This window comes from Sphingomonas sp. (genome assembly GCF_024508665.1).
In the GTDB taxonomy this organism is placed as follows: domain Bacteria; phylum Pseudomonadota; class Alphaproteobacteria; order Sphingomonadales; family Sphingomonadaceae; genus Sphingomonas.
In genome coordinates, this window is the sequence record NZ_JANINP010000006.1 from 347,125 (window position 1) to 366,987 (window position 19,863).

Here is a 19,863-nt window from a genome sequence, read left to right on the forward strand (position 1 = left end):
CGCTACCCTTCGCGATGATAGGGATGGTTGGCAAGGATCGAGCTGGCGCGCCACAATTGCTCGGCCAGCATCGCGCGCGCCAGCATGTGCGGCCAGGTCAGCCGGCCGAACGACACGAGCCAGTCGGCGGCCTTGCGCTCCTCGGCCGAAAAGCCGTCCGCCGCGCCGATCAGGAAGCGGATTTCGCGCACGCCGTCGTCGCGCCATTTACCCAATTTGCCGGCAAAGGCGATCGATCCTGGCGTGTCGCCGGTTTCATCGAGCATGACGATGCGCGTCTGCGGCTCGATCGCCGGTATCTTGCCGCCGGTATCGGGCAATTCGGTCATGCGTGTCGGGAAGCTGACGCGCTTGAGGTAGCGGTCGACCAGCTCCGCCTCGGGGCTCCTTCCGATCCGCCCCCGCGCGACGATGTGGAGGAGCATCGACTAGACCCTTCCCGTCATGCCGGCCCTGTGCCGCCATCCAACGTGCAACAACGGAACGACGCCGTTGCGGAAGCTTGGACCCCGGAACAAGTCCGGGGTGACGTTTCGGGATGAGGCCCGCTCATCCCATCCGCCTTCTGCCGTCAGTGCGACGAACCCGACGGCCCGTCGCCGAACGCCCACATCCGCTCGAGATTATAGAACGTCCGCACCTCGGGCCGAAACAGGTGGACGATGACGTCGCCGGCGTCGATCAGCACCCAGTCGGCGGTGGGCAGGCCTTCGATCCGCGGGCCACGGCCGGTTTCGGCCTTGATCCGCTCGGCGAGCTTCTGCGCCATCGACGCGACCTGGCGCGTCGATCGGCCGCTGGCGATAACCATGTGATCGGCGATCGACGACTTGCCGGCGAGCGGGATCGAGATCGTGTCGACCGCCTGGTCGTCGTCCAGGCTGGACAGGACAAGCTGGTGCAACGTCTCGGCCCCTTGAGGGTCGGACGAGCGGTACGCGTGCGGGTTAGTGGCCAATGTGGGTCCTATGGTGCGGAGGAAGGAGGATCGGTGTCGTTGGATCGGCGAAGAAAACGGCGCTGCCAGGCCGGATCGGCCAAACGCAGCCTGGTGGCTGAGGTGGAGTCAGGGCGGAAACGAAGCAGCACGAGGGCTGGCAATCTCCACGTCGTCCAGTTCTTCGCCTGGTGTACGGGCCGGAAAAAGCGCCGCAACCAACCCATGGCGGGCACCGCCTGGGCAGCATGATCATAGCCCGGCCGCGCGATAACCGCAATCGGGATCGATTTCGCTATATGGCGCCAACCCTTCCACTGGTCGAAATTGATCAGATTGTCCTCGCCCATCAACCAGATGAAGTCGATCCGCGAATACAGGCGCTGCAGTTTGGACAGCGTGTCGACCGTATAGCGCGTGCCCAACCGCTGTTCGATCGCGGTGACCCGGATCGGCGCATGCCCGGCCATCGCGCGGGCGGACGCGAAGCGCACCGCGAACGGCGCCATGTCGGTCGCCTTGTCTTTCAGGGGATTGCCGGGCGACACCAGCCACCAGACTTCGTCGAGCCCCAGCGCCTTGATCGCCGCCAGGCTGATCGCCCGATGCCCCGAATGCGCGGGATTGAACGACCCGCCCAACAGCCCGACGCGCAATGCTCCCGCCATCAGATGCCGGACAATGCCTTGGGCGCGGGAGCGGACTGGCTCATCGCCCCTCTGTGGACGGGCGGCGGCGAGCGGGCAAGGGGCGTTAGCGGTACTCCCCTCCCGCTTGCGGGAGGGGCTGGGGGAGGGCGTGTCATGCTCGGCGTCCTTCGAACGTGCCCTTCCCTGACCCTCTCCCCTTGTGGGAGAGGGAGGGAGCGGCGAAGGCGCGGAAGGGTGAGTGGGAGTCACAAGCCAAGTCGCCCGTGACTCCCCCTCACCATTCCCACTCGCTGCGCGAGCGGGCCCCTTCCCTCTTCCACAAGGGGAGAGGGAGTTTTCGCCCATAGCACCTCTCCGGCCATCATTTTCCAACACGGAAAGTTTTAACTTGCCAATCCGGAAAGTCAGGCTTATCTCTTTCCGCATTGGAAAGTGAGGAATCGATGATGACCACGATCGAGGAACAGGCCCGCATGGCGTTGATGGCGAAGGGCGCGGCCGAGCAGGATCTGGCGCGGCTCGCGGCGTGCCCGCCCTGGCGCCACGCGGCATTTGCAGGGATCATGGCGGCGCTCGTCGCCACGCCCGCCGCACCGCTGTCGCTGCGCTTCGTCGTATTGGCGCTGATCTTCGTCGCCATTGCGCTGATCGTGCAATCGGACCGCCGCCGCCTTGGCGTATTCGTCAACGGCTATCGCCGCGGCAGGACCCGGATGGTCGCCTTTCCGATGCTGGCGTTGATCTTGCTGCTCTACGCGGCGAGCTGCTATTTCGCGCTCGACCGCAGCCAGCCGACGGTCAGCCTGGCGCTTGCCGCGGCGTCGTTTGTCATCGGCTATATCGGCAGCACGATCTGGCAACGAGTGTTCGTCCGTGAACTCGGTGCCTGAGGCCTTCAACCCGATCGCCGGGTTCGAGCCGCTGCTCCAGGCCCCGGCACGGCTTCAGGTTATGGCGGTGCTGGCACAGGCGCAGGAGGCCGAGTTCGCGCGGCTGAAGGAGATCACCGCCAGCAGCGATTCGGTGATGTCGAAGCACCTCGCTGCCTTGTCCGACGCGGGGTTCATCTCGCTGCGCAAGGCCGCGCTCGACGGCCGTCAGCGTACTTGGGCCAGCCTCACGCGCGCCGGCCGCAAGGTGTTCGACGATCATGTCGCGGCGCTGCAACGGATCGTTGCGGGCGGTTGATCGATCGGCCGCCGCCGGAAGCGTTTTTGCGGCCCCTATTCGCGGATGCTCAGCCATTCCTCTTCCGGCGCGCGTTCGGTGCGCAGGCGGTTGGCGGGCTCCTCCTTATCCTCGTATCCGATCGCCATGCCGCAAAAGAGCATGCGATCGGCGGGCGTGCCGAGGAAGCGCTCGATCGTTTCGGGATACATTGCCCAGCATTCTTGCGGACAGGTCGCCAAGCCGGCCTCGACCGCGAGCAGCATGATGTTCTGAAGGTACATGCCGAGGTCCGACCATTGCGGTGGGCCCATCCGCCGGTCGACCGTGCAGAACAATGCCGCGGGCGCGCCGAAGAACTGGAAATTGCGCGCGAACCACATTCGCCGCGCCGCCTTGTCCTCGCGCGGAATGCCGATCTGGCCGTACATCGCCTCGCCGACGGCGAAGGTGCGTGCGCGATAAGGCGCGACGAACTGTTTCGGGTAGATGTCGTAGCCTGGGGTCTCGGTCTCGCCCGCCATCAGCTTGGCGGCCACGGTCGCCTTGAGCTCGGCAAGGCTGTCGCCGGTCACCAGGTCGATATGCCAGGGCTGGATATTGCCCCCGCTGGGTGCGCGTGCGGCCTTCACCGCGATGTCGTGAAGCAGGGCGAGGTCGACCGGCGTGTCGAGGAATCCGCGCACCGACCGGCGCGCCGCAATGGCATCCGAAACATTCATGCCGCCAACCTTGCCCGGCGGCGCCGGATCGGCAAGTCGGATCATATGACAACTGCCCCGGACGCACGCGCCGCCCGGGGCGAACGTTCATTATTTCGCCATCGTGATCTCGGACCACAGGCCGTCGTCGACGAACGTGCGGTACTTCTCGTAACCGGCGACCGCGATCTTGCCCTCTTCCTCGCTGAACTTGGCGAGGATCTCCTTTTCGATCATCTGATCGCGCGCCTTATCGGGTTCGAGCATCGCAGCGCTGGTGAAGTGGGTCATGATGAGGACGCTCGGGGCGCCTTTGTTATAGCCGTTGCGCACGAGGAACTTATAGGAATCGATGATCCCATGGGCCTTCATCACTTCGAACCCGGGTACCTGCGACTTGCGAAGCCCTGTTAAATAGTCATCGACGTGATTGGGGTCGACCTCGATGGCGTTGACTTCCCACAAGCCTTTTTGTGGCGTGTAATCGGTATATTGCTTGCCGATAGATACGGTCGCTGTAAGACAAGCTACACCGACCGCCGCCAGAATCATGGCACGACTCATGGTAACCTCCCCAATGTTGATTATAAAGGAAGCCTACGATTCGAAGGCGTGTGCAACTAAAATCGCTCTAGTCGAGCATAGAACTCAAAATATTCAACCCGGCCGGCATATCACCTATGCGCTAAGTTATACCGGCAAAGGGACTCGACTTGTCCAAGAGCGGTCGGCAAGGACGGATCATGCCTCGCCCTGCACCCTGGCGGCTCGATCCAGCCGCCTATCCGCACCATGACGTCATCCAGACCCGCTTCCAGGATCTCGACGTGCTCGGCCATATCAACAACGTCGCCTGGGCGGCGCTGTTCGAGACGGCGCGGGTGCGATTCTATCATAGGCTCAGCGCCTTGGGGCCGGGTCGGAACCGCGGGCTCGTCGCCAATGTCGAGATCAATTACCTGGGGGAGGGCAATTTCCCCGCCGAGATGACGATCGTCAGCGGGATCGGGCGGCTCGGCACGCGATCGTGGCAGACGCTGAACTTGGCGCTGCAGGATGGGAAGCCGCTCGCCACGTGCGACGTGACGATCGTCAGTACCGGGGTCGACGAGATCGATCCGGCGTTCCGCGCCGAACTCGAAAAATGGTTGGTGCGCGAACCGGCCTAAATCAGGGTCGTAGCGCCGCGAAATGCGGTCGACCGGGGTGCCGTCGATCAGCGGGACGGCGCGCGCGACGGCGTAATCGGCGAAGCCCATCTTCGCATAGAAAGCGAGGCCGCCTTCATTGTCGGCGCGGATCGTCGCGTTGATCGCTTTCAGCCCGGCCGCGATCGCCGCGGCCCTGGTGGCGGCGAACAGCGCCGAGCCGATTCCGCGCGTGGTCGATCCACGGCGCGCGAACGTGCCGATATCGCCCCAATCGGAACCGAGTTTGTCGTTGGCGAGCAGGATCTGGAAGCCCATCGCACAGCCCTCCTGATCCTCGGCGATCATGCTGGTGATCACGCGGGGTCCGTCGATATGGGCCTTCGCCAAGCTCTCGGGCGTGAACGGCGTTTCATAGGCCGTCGTCCCGCCCGCGGCGATGATCTCGTTGAGCAGTTCGGCGAGCGCGGGGGCATCGGCACGCACCGTCGGCCTGACACGCAATTCCATCGCGATCAGTCCTGAAACGCAGCGGCGCGCTTCTGCATGTTGGCGGCGACCGCTTCCATCATGTTGGGCTTGCCGATCACCTTCACCTGCTCTTCGGTCTCCGCGGCGAGCATCGTCACCGGATCGGCGTCGTGCATCATGTTGAGCAGGCGCTTGTCGCCGCGGATCGCATGGGGGCTGCGGCTGGCGATCTCGCGTGCCAGGTCCATCGCGGCGGCGTGCGGGTCATCGGCGATACGGGTGACGAAGCCGTGCGCCAGGGCCTCCTGGGCATCGAATTCGCGTGCGGTATAGACGAGCTCGCGCAAGACGTCGTCGCGGACCAGGCTGCGCCACAGCGGAAAGCCCGCCATGTCGGGGACGAGCCCCCAATACGTCTCGCGGATCGCGAAACGGCTACCCGGATGCGCGATGCGGATGTCGGCGCCCGACATGATCTGGAACCCGCCGCCGAACGCGACGCCGTGAACCGCGGCGATCACCGGCATCGGCAGGTTGCGCCAACCCCAGGAAACGTGCTGCGGCAGGATCGCGCCCTGGTCGTTGCGGTCACGCGACGATAGCCCCGAGCCACCGCCCTGCATGCTGACCATGTCGAGCCCGGCGCAGAAAGCTCGCCCTTCGCCCGACAGCACCACGCAACGGACGTCGGCTCGCCCCGCGAGCGAGTCGATCGCCGCGCCGATCCCTTCGAACATCGCCGGGTCGATCGCGTTCATCTTGTCGGGCCGCGCGAGGCGGACGTCGGCAATCTGGTCGGCGATGCTGATGGTGACGCGGTCGTTCATGATAGGGCTCCGTCGCCCCGGCGGAGGCCGGGGCCGCTGGGTTTCACGCGCGCGCTTCGACTCGCAAAGCGGCCCCGGCCTCCGCCGGGGCGACGCGCATCAGACGATCCTCGAACCGCTCTCTCCCCAATAGCGGTCGCGGAGCAAGCGTTTGTAGAGCTTGCCTGTCGGGTGACGCGGCAATTCGGCGGCGAAATCGATCTGGCGCGGGGTCTTTACGCCCGACAATTCGGCCCGGCACCAGGCGGTCAGCTCGGCGGCAAGCTCGGGCCCGGCATCGGCCATATCGGCAGGCTGGACCACCGCCACCACCTTTTCACCCATGTCCGGATCGGGCGCGCCGATCACCGCGACATCGGCGACCTTGGGGTGGGTGATGATGCGGTTCTCGATCTCTTGCGGATAAATGTTCACCCCGCCCGAGATGATCATGAAGCTCTTGCGGTCGGTCAGATAGAGGAAACCCTCCTCATCCAGCCGCCCGATGTCGCCGAGCGTCGTCCAGCCCTTGGCGTTCGACGCCTCGGCTGTCTTGGCCGGATCGTTGTGATAGGCGAACTGGCCGCCGCCCTCGAAATAGATCAGGCCTTCGCTCCCGGCCGGCAGTTCCTCGCCATCCTCGCCACAGATATGGGCGATGCCATAAGCCGGCTTGCCGACCGAGCCCTTGTGCGCGAGCCATTGCTCGGATGTGATCGAGGTGAAGCCATTGCCTTCAGACCCGGCATAATATTCGTAGATCACCGGCCCCCACCAAGCGATCATCGCCTCCTTGACCGGGATCGGGCAGGGCGCGGCGGCGTGGATCGCGGCCTTCATGCTCGACACGTCGTATTTGCGCCGCTCTTCCTCGGGCAGCTTGAGCATGCGAACGAAATGGGTCGGGACCCATTGGCTCGCATTGACGCGATATTTCTCGATCAGCGCGAGCGCCGCGACGGGATCGAAATGCTGCATCATGATCACGGTGCCACCGAGCCGGTGCACGGTCATGCACCAGCGCAGCGGCGCGGCATGATACATCGGCGCCGGGCTGAGATAGATCGTGTCGGGGCCGAAGCCGTAGAGGCCTTGGGCCAGCATCGCCAGGACGTTGACCGCGGCGATGTCGGCATCCTCCGGCAAGGCGACGCGCACGCCCTTGGGCCGGCCGGTCGTGCCCGACGAATAGAGCATGTCGATGCCGGCGCGCTGGTCGGCAATCGGCGTATCCGGCTGCGCCGCCAATGCATCCTCAAGGCTGTCCCAGCCCGCCGCCGTACCGCCCAGCATCAGCCGGCCGAGATCGGGAATCAGCGTCGCGAGGGGTTCGGCGATGGCCGCAAGCGCCGCCGAGGCGACGACCAGTTTCGCATCCGAATCGCGGATGATATATTCGGCTTCGGGCGCGGTCAGCTTCGATGAGATGCAGACATAGAACAGCCCGGCCCTCTGCGCGCCCCAGGTCAGCGCGAAATATTCGGGAACATTGTCCATGAAGATCGCGACGGTGTCGCCGATCGAGAGACCGCGCGCGCGGAACAGCTGTGCGACGCGGTTCGACCGCCGATCGAGCTCGGCATAGCTCCAGGTTTCCCCGGTTTCGGCGACGATCAGCGCCGGCTTGTCGGCATTGTCGCGCGCATGGACGCTGGGATGCATCCGCCCTCTCCTTACATCATTGTCAGTAACGCTAGCCGGTCGTGGCGACAAGGCAAGCCCCGGCGTAAGGAGTTGCACCGCGCGACCGCACGTGTAGGGCATCGGCACGATGAGCCAAGGCTTCCAATTCGACCCCGCTCGGTTCCTCAGCAGCCGACTCGGCCATGGCGGCCTGCTCGGCAGTCGTTACCGCGCGCACGGGTCCGATTGGGCCGAACTCGAACTGCCTTATGACGAACGATTGATCGGAAATGTCGATACGGGCGTGATCGCCTCGGGGCCGATCCTGTCGCTGATGGACATGGCGACCAGCGTCGGCGTGTGGCTGCGCGCCAATGCCTTCGTTGCGCACGCCACGCTCGACCTGCGGGTCGACTACCTGCGTCCAGCCACACCGGGTAAGACGGTGATCGGACGCGGCGAATGCTATCGGTTGACGCGGTCGATCGCGTTCGTCCGCGGTCAGGCGCATGACGGCGACCCCGACGACCCGCTCGCGCATGTCGCCGGGACGTTCATGGCCCCCGACGGCTATCCGCGATGATCGACCGGCTGCCTCCTTATGCCCAATTGCTGGGCCTCACTGCCGAGCGCGATGGCGACGGCGCGCCCGTCCTGGTCATGCCGTTCGGCAATCACGTGCTGGGGCGCCCTGGCTTCCTCCATGGCGGCGCGATCAGCGGGCTGATGGAGATGGCCGCCATCGTCGCGCTCCACGACGCGCTGGAGGGAGAAGGCGGCGGCGAGATCAAGCCGATCAACGTGACGGTCGATTTCATGCGCGGCGGCCGCGACAAGACGACGCGTTCGCGCGGCATCGTCACCCGACTGGGCACGCGCGTCGCCAATGTCGAGGCGACGGCCTGGCAGGACGACCCCGCCAAGCCGATTGCCGCGGCGCGGATGAATTACCTGATCGTGCGGCGCTGAGTTTCGCGGACGGCCGCCTCAGTTCATCGTCACCCCTTCGGGGTCAGCCGCATCAGCCGCCCGCCGGCGCCGCGTTCGCCATCCTCGAGCAGCCAGATCGAGCCGTCGGGCGCCTGGGCGACATCGCGGATGCGCGTGCCGAAGTCCCAGTAATTGGCCGCAGTCGCGGTGTCGCCCGATAGCGCGACGCGGATCAGGCCGGGCGTGGACATCGCACCGATGAACAGCGATCCCTTATATTCGGGGAACATGTTGCCCGAATAATAGATCATCCCGCCGGGCGAGATCGACGGATTCCACCACAATTTGGGAGCTTCGAGATCGGGACGGCTCGGGTGATCGGGGATCGGCTGGCCCGAATAATTGTCGCCGTTGGACACGATCGGCCAGCCGTAATTCTTGCCCGGCAGGATGAGGTTGAGCTCGTCGCCACCGCGCGGGCCCATCTCTTCTTCCCACAATCGGCCGTCGGGCGCGAACACCAGGCCATAGGGATTACGATGGCCGCTGGTCCAGGTCATCGCCTCGACCCCGCCTCTATCGTACATCGGATTGCCCACCGCGGCCTTGCCGTCGAGCGTCAGCCGCAGGATCTTGCCGAGCGCCTGTTTGGGATCCTGCGCCGGGGTGAAGCGCTGGCGCTCGCCCGAGGTCAGGAACAGATATTGGCCGTCGGGCGAGAAGGTGATGATCGAGCCGAACTGGCCGCCTGGTCCGGCCGAGCCCGAGCGCCAGATCACCGACAGATTGTCGAGCTTGCGCCCCGTGAGGTCGAGCTTGGCCTTCGCCAGCGCGAGCTGGCTGCCCTCCGCGCCCGGCTCGGCATAGCTCAGATAGACGATATGACTGTCGACATAGGTCGGTGCGATGGCGACATCGAGCAGGCCCCCTTGGCCGCCTGAGGCGACCTTGGGAACGCCGGCGATCTCCAGCACCTTGCCATCGGGTTGGCGCAGCTTGAGCACCCCCGCTTTCTCGGTGACGAGCAGGCCCTGGTCGTTGGGCAGGAAGGCCATGGCGAACGGTGCATCGAACCTCCCGATATCGGTCACCGTAAATGGCGCCGGGGCGATCGGCATGTTGGCGCGTCCGGTGGTCGCGGGCACGTTCTTGATGTCGGGTTCGAGCGGCGAATTGCGCGGGACGCCCCCCTTGGTTTTGGCAGACTGGCCGTTGGCCTGGCCATCGGTCTGCGCCGAACAGGCCGTGGCGATCAGGCCGGCGGACAACAGGATGCGACGGATCATGGCGATGCCTTTATGAAGCGGAGCGAAGGGCGCTGGGACAACGCCTTGGCATAGCATCGGGTTGCCCGCTTGCCACGGCGCGTGGACCGGACTATATCCTCGTCACAATCTCTACATCGCCAGGTGAAGAGGTCGGAGGGCTCCCGCTCCCCGGCGCCGAACCTGCTTGTTTCACGGATACTTCATGGCGGACATCGCCCAACTGACGCAATTGATCGAGCCCGAGGCCAAGGCCCTCGGCTTCGACCTTGTGCGCGTGAAGATGTTCGGGGGCAAGGAGGACCTGACCCTGCAGGTGATGGCCGAGCGGCCCGAGACCGGGCAGCTGACGATCGACGATTGCGCCGATCTGTCGCGCCGCATCTCCGACAAGTTCGATGAGATCGATCCGATTGAGGACGCCTATCGTCTCGAAGTATCGTCGCCGGGAATCGATCGGCCGCTGACGCGACTCAAGGACTTCGCCAATTGGCAGGGGCATGAGGCGCGCATCCACCTGACCGCGCCGGTCGATGGCCGCAAGCAGCTGACCGGCGATCTTGCCGGGGTGGATGGCGACCGCATCACGATCGATGTCCGCAAGCATCAACCGATGACGATCGGGTTCGACCAGGTCGCCGATGCCAAATTGCTGATCACCGACAAACTCATTGCCGCAACCGCGCCGCTTTCAAGCGACGGCGCAGAAGAATTCGAGACAGAGGAAAGTAACTGATGGCCACCGCCGTTACCGCCAACCGGGCTGAGCTGATCGCGATCGCCAATTCGGTCGCGAGCGAGAAGATGATCGATCGCGGTATCGTGATCGAGGCGATGGAAGATGCCATCCAGCGCGCCGCCCGTGCCCGCTACGGCGCCGAGAACGACATCCGTGCCAAGCTCGACCCGAATACCGGCGATCTCCGCTTGTGGCGCGTCGTCGAAGTGGTCGAGGCGGTCGACGATTATTTCAAGCAGGTCGACCTGAAGGGCGCGCAGAAGCTGCAGAAGGATGCCAAGGTCGGCGACTTCATCGTCGATCCGCTGCCCCCGATCGAATTCGGCCGCATCGCAGCGCAAGCCGCCAAGCAGGTCATCTTCCAGAAGGTCCGCGATGCCGAGCGCGAGCGCCAATATGAAGAATTCAAGGACCGGATGGGCGAGATCATCACCGGCGTGGTCAAGCGCGTCGAGTTCGGCCATGTCGTCGTCGACCTGGGCCGTGCCGAGGGCGTGATCCGCCGCGACCAGCAGATCCCGCGCGAAGTGGTCCGCGTCAACGACCGCATCCGCTCGATCATCCTCAACGTCCGTCGCGAGAACCGGGGCCCGCAGATCTTCCTCAGCCGCGCGCACCCGGACTTCATGAAGAAGCTGTTCGCGCAGGAAGTGCCCGAAATCTACGACGGCATCATCGAGATCAAGGCGGCCGCCCGCGATCCGGGTTCGCGCGCCAAGATCGGCGTCATCTCGCACGACTCGAGCATCGACCCGGTCGGCGCCTGCGTCGGCATGAAGGGCAGCCGCGTCCAGGCGGTCGTCCAGGAAATGCAGGGCGAGAAGATCGACATCATTCCCTGGTCGGAAGACACCGCGACCTTCGTCGTCAACGCGCTGCAGCCGGCATCGGTCAGCCGCGTCGTGATCGACGAGGAAGAGGACCGGATCGAGGTGGTGGTGCCTGACGATCAGCTCAGCCTGGCGATCGGCCGCCGCGGCCAGAACGTCCGTCTTGCCAGCCAGCTGACCAACAAGGCGATCGACATCCTGACCGAAGCCGACGCCTCGGAGAAGCGCCAGCGCGAATTCGTCGAGCGGTCGGAAATGTTCCAGAACGAGCTCGACGTCGACGAGACTTTGGCCCAGCTGCTGGTCGCCGAGGGCTTCGGCGCGCTCGAGGAAGTCGCCTATGTCGACCTCGCCGAACTCGCCTCGATCGAAGGCTTCGACGAGGATCTCGGCCAGGAGCTGCAGAGCCGTGCGCAGGAAGCGCTCGAGCGCCGCGAACAGGCCAATCGCGAGGAGCGCAAGGCGCTCGGCGTCGAGGACGCGCTCGCCGGTATGCCGTACATGACCGAAGCCATGCTGGTCACCCTGGGCAAGGCGGGGATCAAGACGCTCGACGATCTCGCCGACCTTGCCACCGACGAACTGGTTGAGAAGAAGCGCCAGGAACCGCGACGCCGCGCCGAAGACGCCCCCAAGCGTCCCGAGAACAAGGGCGGCGTGCTGGCCGAATATGGCCTGACCGAAGAGCAGGGCAACGAGATCATCATGGCCGCCCGCGCGCATTGGTTCGAGGACGAAGCGGCGGCGGAGGGCGAAGAAGCCTGATGCCGTTCGTCTCGATCCGTCTCGCCGGCACCGCCACGAAGGACCAGAAGTCCGCAATCGTGGCGGACGTCACCCGGTCGCTCGTCGAGCGGCTGGGAAAGAATCCGGCTGCCGTGCAGATCGTGATCGAGGAAGTGTCGACGGAGAATTACGGTGCGGGCGGGGTACTGATCGCCGACCGCGATGCTCCTAAAAGTGAGGGAGACGCGCATGCGGTTCCCTCACAATGATGATCCCGATCGTCCGGTAGCGTCACATACTCCAACCCTTCCCTTCCAAGGGAGGGACAAGGGGTGGGTGCAGCGACGGCGGAGGCTCAATGCCTCCGGCGGCGCTCTTCGTTGCTCGTTTGGGGGGCTCGCTACGCTCGCCACCCACTCCAACCCCTCCCTTGAAAGGGAGGGGCTATGAAAACTTCAGCCGACCCGATCCGCCGTTGTATCCTGTCGGGCGACCGCGAGCCGCGCGGCGAGTTGATCCGGCTGGCGCTCGGGCCAGACGGCCAGGTGCTGCCCGATATCCGCGCCAAGGCGCCGGGGCGTGGGGCATGGATCGGGGTGAGGCGAAGCGAGCTCGATGCGGCCAATGCCAAGGGTAAGTTGCGCGGCGCGCTGGCCCGGGCGTTCAAGACCAACGAACTGACGATTCCGACCGATCTCGGTACGCGGATCGCCGACCAGTTGCAGCGCGCGTTCCTCGACCGGCTCGGTCTCGAATCGAAGGCGGGCAAGATCGTCAACGGCACCGAACGGGTGGAGAAGGCGGCACGCGCCGGCCAGGTCCACCTGCTGCTCCATGCGTCCGATGCAGGTACCGACGGCGCGCGCAAGCTCGCCCAGGCGTGGCGAGTCGGGCGCGATCGCGAAGGTTCGGGCGAAGAGGGCTTGGCACTTCCCCTCCCGCGCACCATATTGTCCTTGGCGCTAGGCCGCGAAAATGTGGTACATATCGCCGTGACCGACCCCGCTGCCGCGGTCCGCGTGCGTGACGCGCTCGACCGCTGGCGGCACTTTATCGGCCCTGATTTGACTACCGAGCCTTGCGAAACGGCCTCGCAGGGCGCATCGGCGCTTCCCGCGGCGGCTGGAAGCACTAGCGGTTCGGCCGAGAACGACGAGGAAATTGAGTGAGCGATACCGACAACGACAAGCCGAAACTCGGAATGCGCCAGCCATTGGGGCTGAAGCGCACGGTCGAGACCGGCAAGGTGAAGCAGAGCTTCAGCCACGGGCGCTCGAACACCGTCGTGGTCGAGGTCAAGCGCCGCCGCGTGCTCGGCCCGAATGCCGGCGGTCCTGCCGAGGCGCCGGTCGTCGAGGAAGCGCCCGCACCGGCTCCGGCACCTGCGCCTGCAGCGCCTGTCGCGCGCGCGCCCTCCGCCCCGCAGCTGTCGCCGCAGGAACGCCAGGCGCAATTGCTGCGCGAGGCCGAGGAACAGCGGATGGCTGCGCTGGAAGAAGCGCGCCGCCGCGAGGACGCGCAACGCCAGGCAGCGGCCGAGGAAGAACGCCGCCGCGCCGAGGAAAAGAGCAAGGTCGCCGAAACGCCGCCCGCGCCGGAACCCGCGGAAGCTCCGGCTCCCGCCCCCGCACCGGCCGCGGCTGCTCCCGCTGCGACGGCACCCGCCGCGCCCAAGCCGACCCCGACACCCGCGCCTGCGCCCGTGCCGCCAGCACCGGTCGCGGTGCAGCTCGATCCGAGCTTGCCGGCGCCGCGCCGCTTCACCCCGGTCGCGCGTCCCGAAATTCCCAAGCCCGCCCCGGCGCCGGCTCCGGCTCCGGCCCAGGCTGCGTCGAGCGCATCGGCCGCCCCCGCGCAGCGCGCGGCGCCGACCGGCACCGGCCAGGCGACCCCGCGTCGTGGCGCCGAGACGTCGCAACCCGCGCGTCCCGGCCAGCGCGACCGCAAGGGCGAGGAGCGCCGTGGCGGCAAGCTGACCGTCAACCGCGCGCTCGGTGGCGAGGAAGGCGCCCGCGCTCGCTCGCTCGCCGCGCTCAAGCGTGCGCGCGAAAAGGAACATCGCCGTCATCTCGGCGGCGGTGCGCCGCGCGAGAAGCAGGTCCGCGACGTCGTCGTGCCGGACGCGATCACCGTCCAGGAACTCGCCAACCGCATGGCGGAAAAGGGCGCCGACCTGGTCAAGTCGCTGTTCAAGATGGGCATGCCGGTCACCGTCAACCAGACGATCGACCAGGATACCGCCGAACTGCTGGTTACCGAATTCGGCCACAACATCACCCGCGTCAGCGATTCGGACATCGACCTGTCGACCGACGTGGTCGAGGATGCGCCCGAGACCCTGAAGCCGCGTCCCCCGGTCGTCACGATCATGGGCCATGTCGACCATGGCAAGACCAGCCTGCTCGACGCGCTGCGCGGCACCGACGTGGTGCGCGGTGAGGCCGGCGGCATCACCCAGCATATCGGCGCCTATCAGGTCACTCTGAAGGACAAGTCGAAGATCACCTTCCTCGACACGCCGGGCCATGAAGCGTTCAGCGAAATGCGCGCGCGTGGTGCCAACGTCACCGACATCGTCGTATTGGTGGTGGCCGCGGACGACGGACTGATGCCGCAGACGATCGAGGCGATCAACCATACCAAGGCGGCCGGCGTGCCGATGATCGTCGCGATCAACAAGGTCGACAAGCCCGAGGCCAACCCGCAGCGCATCCGCGAGCGCCTGCTCGAGCACGAAGTCGTGGTCGAGCAGATGGGCGGCGACGTCCAGGACGTCGAAGTGTCGGCGCTCAAGAAGACCGGGCTCGACGAGCTGATCGAGAAGATCCAGCTTCAGGCCGAACTGATGGAGCTGAAGGCCAATCCCGACCGCGATGCCGAGGGCACCGTGATCGAGGCCAAGCTCGACAAGGGCCGCGGTCCGGTCGCGACCGTGCTCGTCACGCGCGGCACGCTCAAGGTCGGCGACGTGTTCGTCGTCGGCGCCGAGAGCGGCAAGGTCCGGGCGCTGGTCAACGACAAGGGTGCCCAGCTCAAGGAAGCCGGTCCCTCTATGCCGGTCGAGATCCTGGGCATTTCGGGCGTTCCCTCGGCGGGCGATCCGCTCCAGGTCGTCGAGAACGAGGCGCGTGCCCGTGAAGTCGCGGCCTATCGCGCCGGCGTCATCCAGGACAAGCGCACGACCAACGCCCCGGCCAGCCTGGAGAGTATGTTCTCCGCGTTGAAGGCCAATCAGGCGATCGAATATCCCCTGGTGGTCAAGGCCGATACCCAGGGCACGGTCGAAGCGATCGTCGGCAGCCTCAACAAGCTGTCGACCGACGAGATTCGCGTGCGGATCCTGCATTCGGGCGTCGGCGGCATCACCGAGAGCGACGTGACGCTGGCAGGTGCCTCGGGCGCGCCGATCATAGGCTTCAACGTCCGCGCCAATGCCAAGGCGCGCGAGATCGCCGAGCGTCAGAAGGTCGCGCTCAAATATTATGACGTGATCTACGACCTGATCGACGAAATCCGCGCCGGCATGGCGGGCGAGCTTGGTCCCGAAGCGTTCGAGACCGTGGTCGGCCGCGCCGAAATCCGCGAGGTCTTCTCGGCCGGCAAGCACGGCAAGGCGGCCGGTCTGCTGGTGGTCGACGGCGTCATCCGCAAGGCGCTCAAGGCGCGCATCACGCGCGAAGATGTCATCATCTATCAGGGTGAGATCGCCAGCCTGCGGCGCTTCAAGGACGACGTCGCCGAAGTCCGCGCAGGCCTGGAATGCGGTGTGACGTTCACGCAGAACTTCACCGACATCAAGCCGGGCGACTTCCTCGAAACCTTCGAGGTCGAGCTGCGCGAACGGACGCTGTAAGATCAACCGTCATGCCGGCGAAAGCTGGCATCTTGCGCCGCGGGCCGTGCCATATCGGTCGCGCCCGCGGCATGAGACCCCAGCTTTCGCTTGGGTGACGCAGGCGGAGGCAACGTCATGCGCCACAACGATTCCAGTCCCGACAAATCCGTCCGCACGCTCCGCGTGGGCGAACAGGTGCGCCATGTGCTGAGCGAGATCCTCCAGCGCGGCGACGTGCATGACGATACGCTGGCGAGCCACATGGTCTCGGTCACCGAAGTACGGATGTCGCCCGATCTGCGTCACGCTACCGTGTTCGTGAAGCCCCTGCTCGGCAAGGACGAGGACGCGGTGCTGAAGGCGCTCCGCACCAACACCGCCTATCTGCAGCGCGAGGTCGCGCACCGCGTGAAGATGAAATATGCCGCGCGACTCAAGTTCCTTGCCGACGAGAGTTTCGACGAGGGAAGCCATATCGACGCGCTGCTGCGCGCGCCCAAGGTGGCACAGGATCTCGACCAGAACGCCGACGACTGACCGCGGACGTGCGCGTGCCGGGTAAGGCCGCAGTCGTTCGCGGCCCTATGCCTCGACCGTCGCAACGGATGCTGGCGTGCATCCGGTATCCGCGATACCTGATCGGCTGATGGCGAAACTCTATTTCTATTATGCGTCGATGAACGCCGGCAAATCGACCACCTTGCTCCAGGCCGATTTCAACTATCGCGAGCGCGGCATGACGACGATGCTGTTCACCGCGGCGATCGACGACCGCTTCGCCGCCGGCACCATCACCTCCCGGATCGGGCTGGAGGCGAACGCGATTCCGTTCGAGGGCAAGACCGATATCGCCGCGATCGTTGCCGAGCGTCACGCGCATGAGAAGATTGCCTGCGTGCTGGTGGACGAGGCACAATTTTTGACCTCAGCGCAGGTCGACCAGCTTGCGCATCTCGCCGATGTCGTCGGGATTCCGGTGCTCGCTTATGGCCTGCGCACCGATTTCCAGGGGCAATTGTTCCCTGGCTCGGCGCGGCTACTGGCGTTGGCCGATTCGCTGATCGAACTCAAATCGGTGTGCGAATGCGGGCGCAAGGCGACGATGAACTTGCGCGTCGATGAGCAGGGCAGGGCGGTGGTCGAAGGTGCACAGACCGAGATCGGAGGTAACGATCGCTATGTCGCCTTGTGCCGCCGGCATTTCGTCGCCGCGCGGCAAGCCGCCCGCCAGGGCGCGGGGGAATGAACGACACGACGCTCTACAGGATCGCTATCTGGCTGATCCCGCTGGTCATCGCGATCGTGTTCCACGAAGTCGCCCACGGCTATGTCGCGCGCATGCTGGGCGACCAGACCGCTGCGCAACGCGGGCGATTGACGCTCAACCCGATCCGTCATGTCGATCCGGTCGGGACCTTGCTGGTGCCGATGATGCTCGCACTGGCCAATGCGCCGATCTTCGGCTGGGCAAAACCGGTGCCGGTGGTGACCGCGCGGCTCAACCATCCGCGCCGCGACATGGCGCTGGTCGCGCTCGCCGGGCCAGGGATCAATCTCGTCATGGCGATGATCGCTGCAGCCGCGATCGGCGTCTGGGTTGGTTCGGCCGGGGGCTTGCCGCAAAGCGGCGTCGCTGGATTCATCGCCGCCAACCTGATCAACTTCCTGCTGATCAACGTCTTCCTCGCGATCTTCAACCTGTTGCCGGTGCCGCCGTTCGACGGCGGGCACGTGGTCGAGGCGATCCTGCCGCGCGCCCTCGCGGCGCACTACGCCAAGCTCAGCCGGTTCGGCTTTCCGGTGATGCTGTTCCTGCTCGTCATTTTGCCGACGATCGCTCCCAGTGCCAATGTCGTGGCGCGGGTCGTCGGGCCGATCGCGGATTGGGTCCTCGGCCTGTTGCTGGCTATTTTCCATGTGAGTCTGGCTTCAGCCTGAATTCAGGCTCTGCGCTGTAGGATCAATGGCGACAGTCCTTCGTTTCGTCTTTGTCTTCGAAAGGCAACGCCCATGATCCGTAATTTGACGATCGCGATGCTGGCGGCGATGAGCCTTGCCGGCACCGCCGTTCCCGCCGCGGCCCGGCAGCAAAGCCCGACTTGGCCGGCGGACAAACTCGGCAAGGAAACCAGCATTCCGTTCGTCGGCACGATCGGGCTCTACAATTTCGAAGCCGATGGCGATCGTGGCGTCTGGCTGCAGGACCAGCAACGGCGCTGGTATTACGCCACCGTGGTTGGACCGTGCACGGGCCTTCCCTTCGCCGTCCGGATCGGCGTCGATACGCGGTTCGGTGGCACCCAGCTCGACCGCACCGGCACCCTGCTCGTCGACCGCGAACGTTGTCCGATCAACAGTCTGGTCGCGAGCAACGGCCCGCCGCCCAAGGCAAAGAAGGCCAGGAAGGTGAAGGAGGGTTAAGCGTGAAACTTTCCTTGCCCCTCCCCTTCAGAGGAGGGGATGGGGGTGGGGTAGTGCCTCAAGCCGATCGGCAGGCGGGACAAGCCCCACCCCAACCCTCCCCTGAAGGGGAGGGGCTTGTAATATGGGGCATACCCTGCGCTAGGGCGCGCGGATGCATGGCTGGATCATCCTCGACAAACCGCTCAGGCTCGGCTCCACCCAGGCGGTGAGCGCAGTCAAGCGCGCATTGCGCCAGGGCGGCTATGGCAAGGCCAAGGTTGGTCATGGCGGGACGCTCGATCCGCTGGCGACGGGGGTGCTGCCGGTGGCGATCGGCGAGGCGACCAAGCTCGCCGGGCGGATGCTCGACAGCGACAAGATATACGAGTTCACCATCGGGTTCGGAACGCAGACCAGCACGCTGGATGCCGAGGGCGAGGTGGTCGCGAGCAGCGACGCGCGGCCGACGCTTGCCGCCATCGAGGCGATACTGCCGCGCTTCACCGGGCCGATCGAGCAGGTGCCGCCCGCTTATTCGGCGCTGAAGGTCGATGGCGAGCGGGCGTACGATTTGGCCAGGGCGGGGGAAGAGGTGGTGCTCGCGAAGCGGGCGGTGACGGTTTTATCTCTAAATTCCTCCCCGGCACGGGGAGGGGGACCAGCGCGAAGCGATGGTGGAGGGGGCCCGGCCCCAAGCCATGAACGTGAGGAGGGCCCCCTCCACCACTCGCCTTCGGCGAGCGGTCCCCCTCCCCGTGCCGGGGAGGAATTGCAGGAGATCACCCTCACCGCCCATGTCTCCAAGGGCACCTATATCCGCTCTCTCGCCCGCGACATCGCGCTCGCCCTTGGCACGGTCGGCCACGTCACCTATCTCAGACGGGTCAAGGCCGGCCCGTTCGACCTCTCCCACGCGATATCGCTGGACAAATTGGCCGAATCCGCTAAGCGCCACGACCTTGAACAGATTCTCCTGCCATTGAGGGCGGGGCTGGACGACATCCCGGCTCTCTCCCTCGACCCCGACCAGGCAGGAGCGCTCCGACAGGGGCGCGTTCTGGCCGGGATTGCCGAAGACGCCCAATCCAAGGGGGGCCTCCACTTCGCAATGCTGGGCGAAACCCCGGTGGCGTTGGTGGAAGTCGAAAGCGGGGAAGCCCGTGTCGTCCGCGGTTTCAACCTATAGTCTACGATGTCGAAGGAAACAGAATGTCGATTACTCCCGAGCGCAAGGAAGCGCTGATCAAGGAACATGCCCGCGCCGAAGGCGACACCGGCAGCCCCGAGGTTCAGGTCGCGATCCTGACCGACCGCATCAAGACGCTCACCGAGCATTTCAAGACCCATGCGAAGGACAATCACTCGCGCCGCGGTCTCTTGATGATGGTCAACAAGCGTCGCTCGCTTCTCGATTATCTGCGCAAGTCGGATGGCGATCGCTATCTGGCACTCATCGCGAAGCTCGGTCTTCGCAAGTAACTCTCAGGGACGGCGCCTCCGGGCGCCGTTTCGCTTATTCGGCCCTGTGCAATCCGGCACGGGGGCGGCGGCGGAAACATCCGCCACCCGGGCCTGACGTCAGGCCCACTCAAAGGCCCCCGTCGCATCGGGCGACGGGAGTGAAGGAAAACA

The 19,863-nt window shown here is 65.5% G+C and carries 24 protein-coding genes and 1 pseudogene; 16 read left to right on the forward strand and 9 right to left on the reverse strand.

Annotated elements, in window-relative coordinates; all coding sequences use genetic code 11:
• Positions 1–2: 2 nt before the first annotated feature.
• From Q0L25_RS10550 to Q0L25_RS10560, 3 genes are all read right to left on the reverse strand, one after another.
• On the reverse strand, positions 3–425 hold the full coding sequence (locus Q0L25_RS10550; protein ID WP_296614025.1) for a 23S rRNA (pseudouridine(1915)-N(3))-methyltransferase RlmH: 423 nt from the start codon (positions 423–425) through the stop codon (positions 3–5).
• A gap of 146 nt (positions 426–571) precedes the next feature.
• On the reverse strand, positions 572–958 hold the full coding sequence (gene rsfS / locus Q0L25_RS10555; protein ID WP_296614027.1) for a ribosome silencing factor: 387 nt from the start codon (positions 956–958) through the stop codon (positions 572–574).
• A gap of 8 nt (positions 959–966) precedes the next feature.
• Positions 967–1,605: a nicotinate-nucleotide adenylyltransferase gene (locus tag Q0L25_RS10560; RefSeq protein WP_296614029.1), complete on the reverse strand. Its 639-nt coding sequence runs from the start codon at positions 1,603–1,605 to the stop codon at positions 967–969.
• 428 nt (positions 1,606–2,033) lie between these two features.
• Between Q0L25_RS10560 and Q0L25_RS10565 the strand changes: the two genes are divergently transcribed.
• Together Q0L25_RS10565 and Q0L25_RS10570 are read left to right on the forward strand one after the other, a co-directional pair.
• Positions 2,034–2,477, forward strand: coding sequence for a hypothetical protein (locus Q0L25_RS10565; protein WP_296614031.1), 444 nt, complete (start codon positions 2,034–2,036; stop codon positions 2,475–2,477).
• Entirely contained in the window at positions 2,461–2,775 is a 315-nt protein-coding gene (locus tag Q0L25_RS10570) for a transcriptional regulator (RefSeq protein ID WP_296614032.1), read from the forward strand. Before Q0L25_RS10565 ends, Q0L25_RS10570 begins: the two co-directional genes overlap by 17 nt.
• Positions 2,776–2,810: 35 nt before the next feature.
• Here the strand turns inward: Q0L25_RS10570 and Q0L25_RS10575 are convergent, their stop codons facing one another.
• Positions 2,811–3,476 (reverse strand): nitroreductase, encoded by a 666-nt coding sequence (locus Q0L25_RS10575; protein ID WP_296615675.1) that lies wholly within the window; start codon positions 3,474–3,476, stop codon positions 2,811–2,813.
• Between the two features lie 90 nt (positions 3,477–3,566).
• Positions 3,567–4,019 carry a hypothetical protein gene (locus Q0L25_RS10580; RefSeq protein ID WP_296614036.1) on the reverse strand — a complete coding sequence of 151 codons (453 nt, stop codon included), beginning with the start codon at positions 4,017–4,019 and terminating at the stop codon, positions 3,567–3,569.
• 179 nt (positions 4,020–4,198) lie between these two features.
• Here Q0L25_RS10580 and Q0L25_RS10585 point away from each other — a divergent pair, with 179 nt between their 5' ends.
• On the forward strand, positions 4,199–4,624 hold the full coding sequence (locus tag Q0L25_RS10585; protein ID WP_296614038.1) for a thioesterase family protein: 426 nt from the start codon (positions 4,199–4,201) through the stop codon (positions 4,622–4,624).
• A 93-nt stretch (positions 4,625–4,717) separates the two neighbouring features.
• Here the strand turns inward: Q0L25_RS10585 and Q0L25_RS21800 are convergent.
• From Q0L25_RS21800 to Q0L25_RS10600, 3 genes and pseudogenes are all read right to left on the reverse strand, one after another.
• Positions 4,718–5,113 (reverse strand): annotated as a pseudogene (locus Q0L25_RS21800) (N-acetyltransferase family protein); the annotation flags it as partial.
• Positions 5,114–5,118: 5 nt separating this feature from the next.
• Positions 5,119–5,901: a crotonase/enoyl-CoA hydratase family protein gene (locus Q0L25_RS10595; protein ID WP_296614043.1), complete on the reverse strand. Its 783-nt coding sequence runs from the start codon at positions 5,899–5,901 to the stop codon at positions 5,119–5,121.
• A 99-nt stretch (positions 5,902–6,000) separates the two neighbouring features.
• Positions 6,001–7,542 (reverse strand): acyl-CoA synthetase, encoded by a 1,542-nt coding sequence (locus Q0L25_RS10600; RefSeq protein WP_296614045.1) that lies wholly within the window; start codon positions 7,540–7,542, stop codon positions 6,001–6,003.
• A gap of 109 nt (positions 7,543–7,651) precedes the next feature.
• Here Q0L25_RS10600 and Q0L25_RS10605 point away from each other — a divergent pair, with 109 nt between their 5' ends.
• Together Q0L25_RS10605 and Q0L25_RS10610 are read left to right on the forward strand one after the other, a co-directional pair.
• The gene (locus tag Q0L25_RS10605; RefSeq protein WP_296614046.1) at positions 7,652–8,086 is read left to right on the forward strand and encodes a PaaI family thioesterase; all 435 of its coding nucleotides are present in this window, start codon (positions 7,652–7,654) and stop codon (positions 8,084–8,086) included.
• Positions 8,083–8,472 (forward strand): PaaI family thioesterase, encoded by a 390-nt coding sequence (locus tag Q0L25_RS10610; protein ID WP_296614048.1) that lies wholly within the window; start codon positions 8,083–8,085, stop codon positions 8,470–8,472. Before Q0L25_RS10605 ends, Q0L25_RS10610 begins: the two co-directional genes overlap by 4 nt.
• Before the next feature lie 29 nt (positions 8,473–8,501).
• On the opposite strand, the gene Q0L25_RS10615 is transcribed toward Q0L25_RS10610, so the two are convergent.
• Positions 8,502–9,719 carry a PQQ-dependent sugar dehydrogenase gene (locus Q0L25_RS10615; protein WP_296614050.1) on the reverse strand — a complete coding sequence of 406 codons (1,218 nt, stop codon included), beginning with the start codon at positions 9,717–9,719 and terminating at the stop codon, positions 8,502–8,504.
• Positions 9,720–9,903: 184 nt separating this feature from the next.
• Between Q0L25_RS10615 and rimP the strand changes: the two genes are divergently transcribed.
• The 11 genes from rimP (at position 9,904) to rpsO (ending at position 19,710) form a co-directional block, all read left to right on the forward strand.
• A complete protein-coding gene (gene rimP, locus Q0L25_RS10620; protein WP_296614052.1) occupies positions 9,904–10,434 on the forward strand; it encodes a ribosome maturation protein RimP in 531 nt (176 codons plus the stop codon).
• Entirely contained in the window at positions 10,434–12,032 is a 1,599-nt protein-coding gene (nusA, locus tag Q0L25_RS10625) for a transcription termination factor NusA (protein ID WP_296614054.1), read from the forward strand. The genes rimP and nusA overlap by 1 nt, the downstream gene beginning before the upstream one ends.
• Positions 12,032–12,262: a 4-oxalocrotonate tautomerase family protein gene (locus Q0L25_RS10630; RefSeq protein WP_296614056.1), complete on the forward strand. Its 231-nt coding sequence runs from the start codon at positions 12,032–12,034 to the stop codon at positions 12,260–12,262. The genes nusA and Q0L25_RS10630 overlap by 1 nt, the downstream gene beginning before the upstream one ends.
• A 177-nt stretch (positions 12,263–12,439) precedes the next feature.
• Complete coding sequence (locus tag Q0L25_RS10635; protein ID WP_296614058.1) at positions 12,440–13,162, forward strand: DUF448 domain-containing protein; 723 nt, start codon at positions 12,440–12,442, stop codon at positions 13,160–13,162.
• Positions 13,159–15,846, forward strand: a complete 2,688-nt coding sequence (gene infB / locus Q0L25_RS10640; RefSeq protein ID WP_296614060.1) for a translation initiation factor IF-2 — start codon at positions 13,159–13,161, stop codon at positions 15,844–15,846. The genes Q0L25_RS10635 and infB overlap by 4 nt, the downstream gene beginning before the upstream one ends.
• 117 nt (positions 15,847–15,963) lie before the next feature.
• The gene (rbfA, locus tag Q0L25_RS10645) at positions 15,964–16,365 is read left to right on the forward strand and encodes a 30S ribosome-binding factor RbfA (RefSeq protein ID WP_296614062.1); all 402 of its coding nucleotides are present in this window, start codon (positions 15,964–15,966) and stop codon (positions 16,363–16,365) included.
• A gap of 109 nt (positions 16,366–16,474) precedes the next feature.
• The gene (locus Q0L25_RS10650) at positions 16,475–17,074 is read left to right on the forward strand and encodes a thymidine kinase (RefSeq protein ID WP_296615677.1); all 600 of its coding nucleotides are present in this window, start codon (positions 16,475–16,477) and stop codon (positions 17,072–17,074) included.
• Entirely contained in the window at positions 17,071–17,766 is a 696-nt protein-coding gene (locus tag Q0L25_RS10655; protein ID WP_296614064.1) for a site-2 protease family protein, read from the forward strand. Before Q0L25_RS10650 ends, Q0L25_RS10655 begins: the two co-directional genes overlap by 4 nt.
• 72 nt (positions 17,767–17,838) lie before the next feature.
• Positions 17,839–18,249 (forward strand): DUF6491 family protein, encoded by a 411-nt coding sequence (locus tag Q0L25_RS10660; RefSeq protein WP_296614066.1) that lies wholly within the window; start codon positions 17,839–17,841, stop codon positions 18,247–18,249.
• A gap of 154 nt (positions 18,250–18,403) precedes the next feature.
• The gene (gene truB, locus Q0L25_RS10665; RefSeq protein ID WP_296614067.1) at positions 18,404–19,417 is read left to right on the forward strand and encodes a tRNA pseudouridine(55) synthase TruB; all 1,014 of its coding nucleotides are present in this window, start codon (positions 18,404–18,406) and stop codon (positions 19,415–19,417) included.
• Between the two features lie 23 nt (positions 19,418–19,440).
• Positions 19,441–19,710: a 30S ribosomal protein S15 gene (gene rpsO, locus Q0L25_RS10670; RefSeq protein WP_066590615.1), complete on the forward strand. Its 270-nt coding sequence runs from the start codon at positions 19,441–19,443 to the stop codon at positions 19,708–19,710.
• The last annotated feature ends 153 nt before the right edge of the window (positions 19,711–19,863 follow it).

Bases quoted from the DNA above. Each gene is read 5' to 3' on its own strand.
- Q0L25_RS10585 (WP_296614038.1), top strand. From the start codon at position 4,199: ATGCCTCGCCCTGCACCCTGGCGGCTCGATCCAGCCGCCTATCCGCAC.
- Q0L25_RS10605 (WP_296614046.1), top strand. From the start codon at position 7,652: ATGAGCCAAGGCTTCCAATTCGACCCCGCTCGGTTCCTCAGCAGCCGA.
- Q0L25_RS10575 (WP_296615675.1), bottom strand. From the start codon at position 3,476: ATGAATGTTTCGGATGCCATTGCGGCGCGCCGGTCGGTGCGCGGATTC.
- Q0L25_RS10560 (WP_296614029.1), bottom strand. From the start codon at position 1,605: ATGGCGGGAGCATTGCGCGTCGGGCTGTTGGGCGGGTCGTTCAATCCC.
- Q0L25_RS10655 (WP_296614064.1), top strand. From the start codon at position 17,071: ATGAACGACACGACGCTCTACAGGATCGCTATCTGGCTGATCCCGCTG.
- nusA (WP_296614054.1), top strand. From the start codon at position 10,434: ATGGCCACCGCCGTTACCGCCAACCGGGCTGAGCTGATCGCGATCGCC.
- Q0L25_RS10565 (WP_296614031.1), top strand. From the start codon at position 2,034: ATGACCACGATCGAGGAACAGGCCCGCATGGCGTTGATGGCGAAGGGC.
- Q0L25_RS10550 (WP_296614025.1), bottom strand. From the start codon at position 425: ATGCTCCTCCACATCGTCGCGCGGGGGCGGATCGGAAGGAGCCCCGAG.
- Q0L25_RS10580 (WP_296614036.1), bottom strand. From the start codon at position 4,019: ATGAGTCGTGCCATGATTCTGGCGGCGGTCGGTGTAGCTTGTCTTACA.
- Q0L25_RS10595 (WP_296614043.1), bottom strand. From the start codon at position 5,901: ATGAACGACCGCGTCACCATCAGCATCGCCGACCAGATTGCCGACGTC.
- Q0L25_RS10610 (WP_296614048.1), top strand. From the start codon at position 8,083: ATGATCGACCGGCTGCCTCCTTATGCCCAATTGCTGGGCCTCACTGCC.
- rimP (WP_296614052.1), top strand. From the start codon at position 9,904: ATGGCGGACATCGCCCAACTGACGCAATTGATCGAGCCCGAGGCCAAG.
- Q0L25_RS10600 (WP_296614045.1), bottom strand. From the start codon at position 7,542: ATGCATCCCAGCGTCCATGCGCGCGACAATGCCGACAAGCCGGCGCTG.
- Q0L25_RS10650 (WP_296615677.1), top strand. From the start codon at position 16,475: ATGGCGAAACTCTATTTCTATTATGCGTCGATGAACGCCGGCAAATCG.
- Q0L25_RS10660 (WP_296614066.1), top strand. From the start codon at position 17,839: ATGATCCGTAATTTGACGATCGCGATGCTGGCGGCGATGAGCCTTGCC.
- rbfA (WP_296614062.1), top strand. From the start codon at position 15,964: ATGCGCCACAACGATTCCAGTCCCGACAAATCCGTCCGCACGCTCCGC.
- Q0L25_RS10630 (WP_296614056.1), top strand. From the start codon at position 12,032: ATGCCGTTCGTCTCGATCCGTCTCGCCGGCACCGCCACGAAGGACCAG.
- rpsO (WP_066590615.1), top strand. From the start codon at position 19,441: ATGTCGATTACTCCCGAGCGCAAGGAAGCGCTGATCAAGGAACATGCC.
- Q0L25_RS10615 (WP_296614050.1), bottom strand. From the start codon at position 9,719: ATGATCCGTCGCATCCTGTTGTCCGCCGGCCTGATCGCCACGGCCTGT.
- truB (WP_296614067.1), top strand. From the start codon at position 18,404: ATGCATGGCTGGATCATCCTCGACAAACCGCTCAGGCTCGGCTCCACC.
- Q0L25_RS10635 (WP_296614058.1), top strand. From the start codon at position 12,440: ATGAAAACTTCAGCCGACCCGATCCGCCGTTGTATCCTGTCGGGCGAC.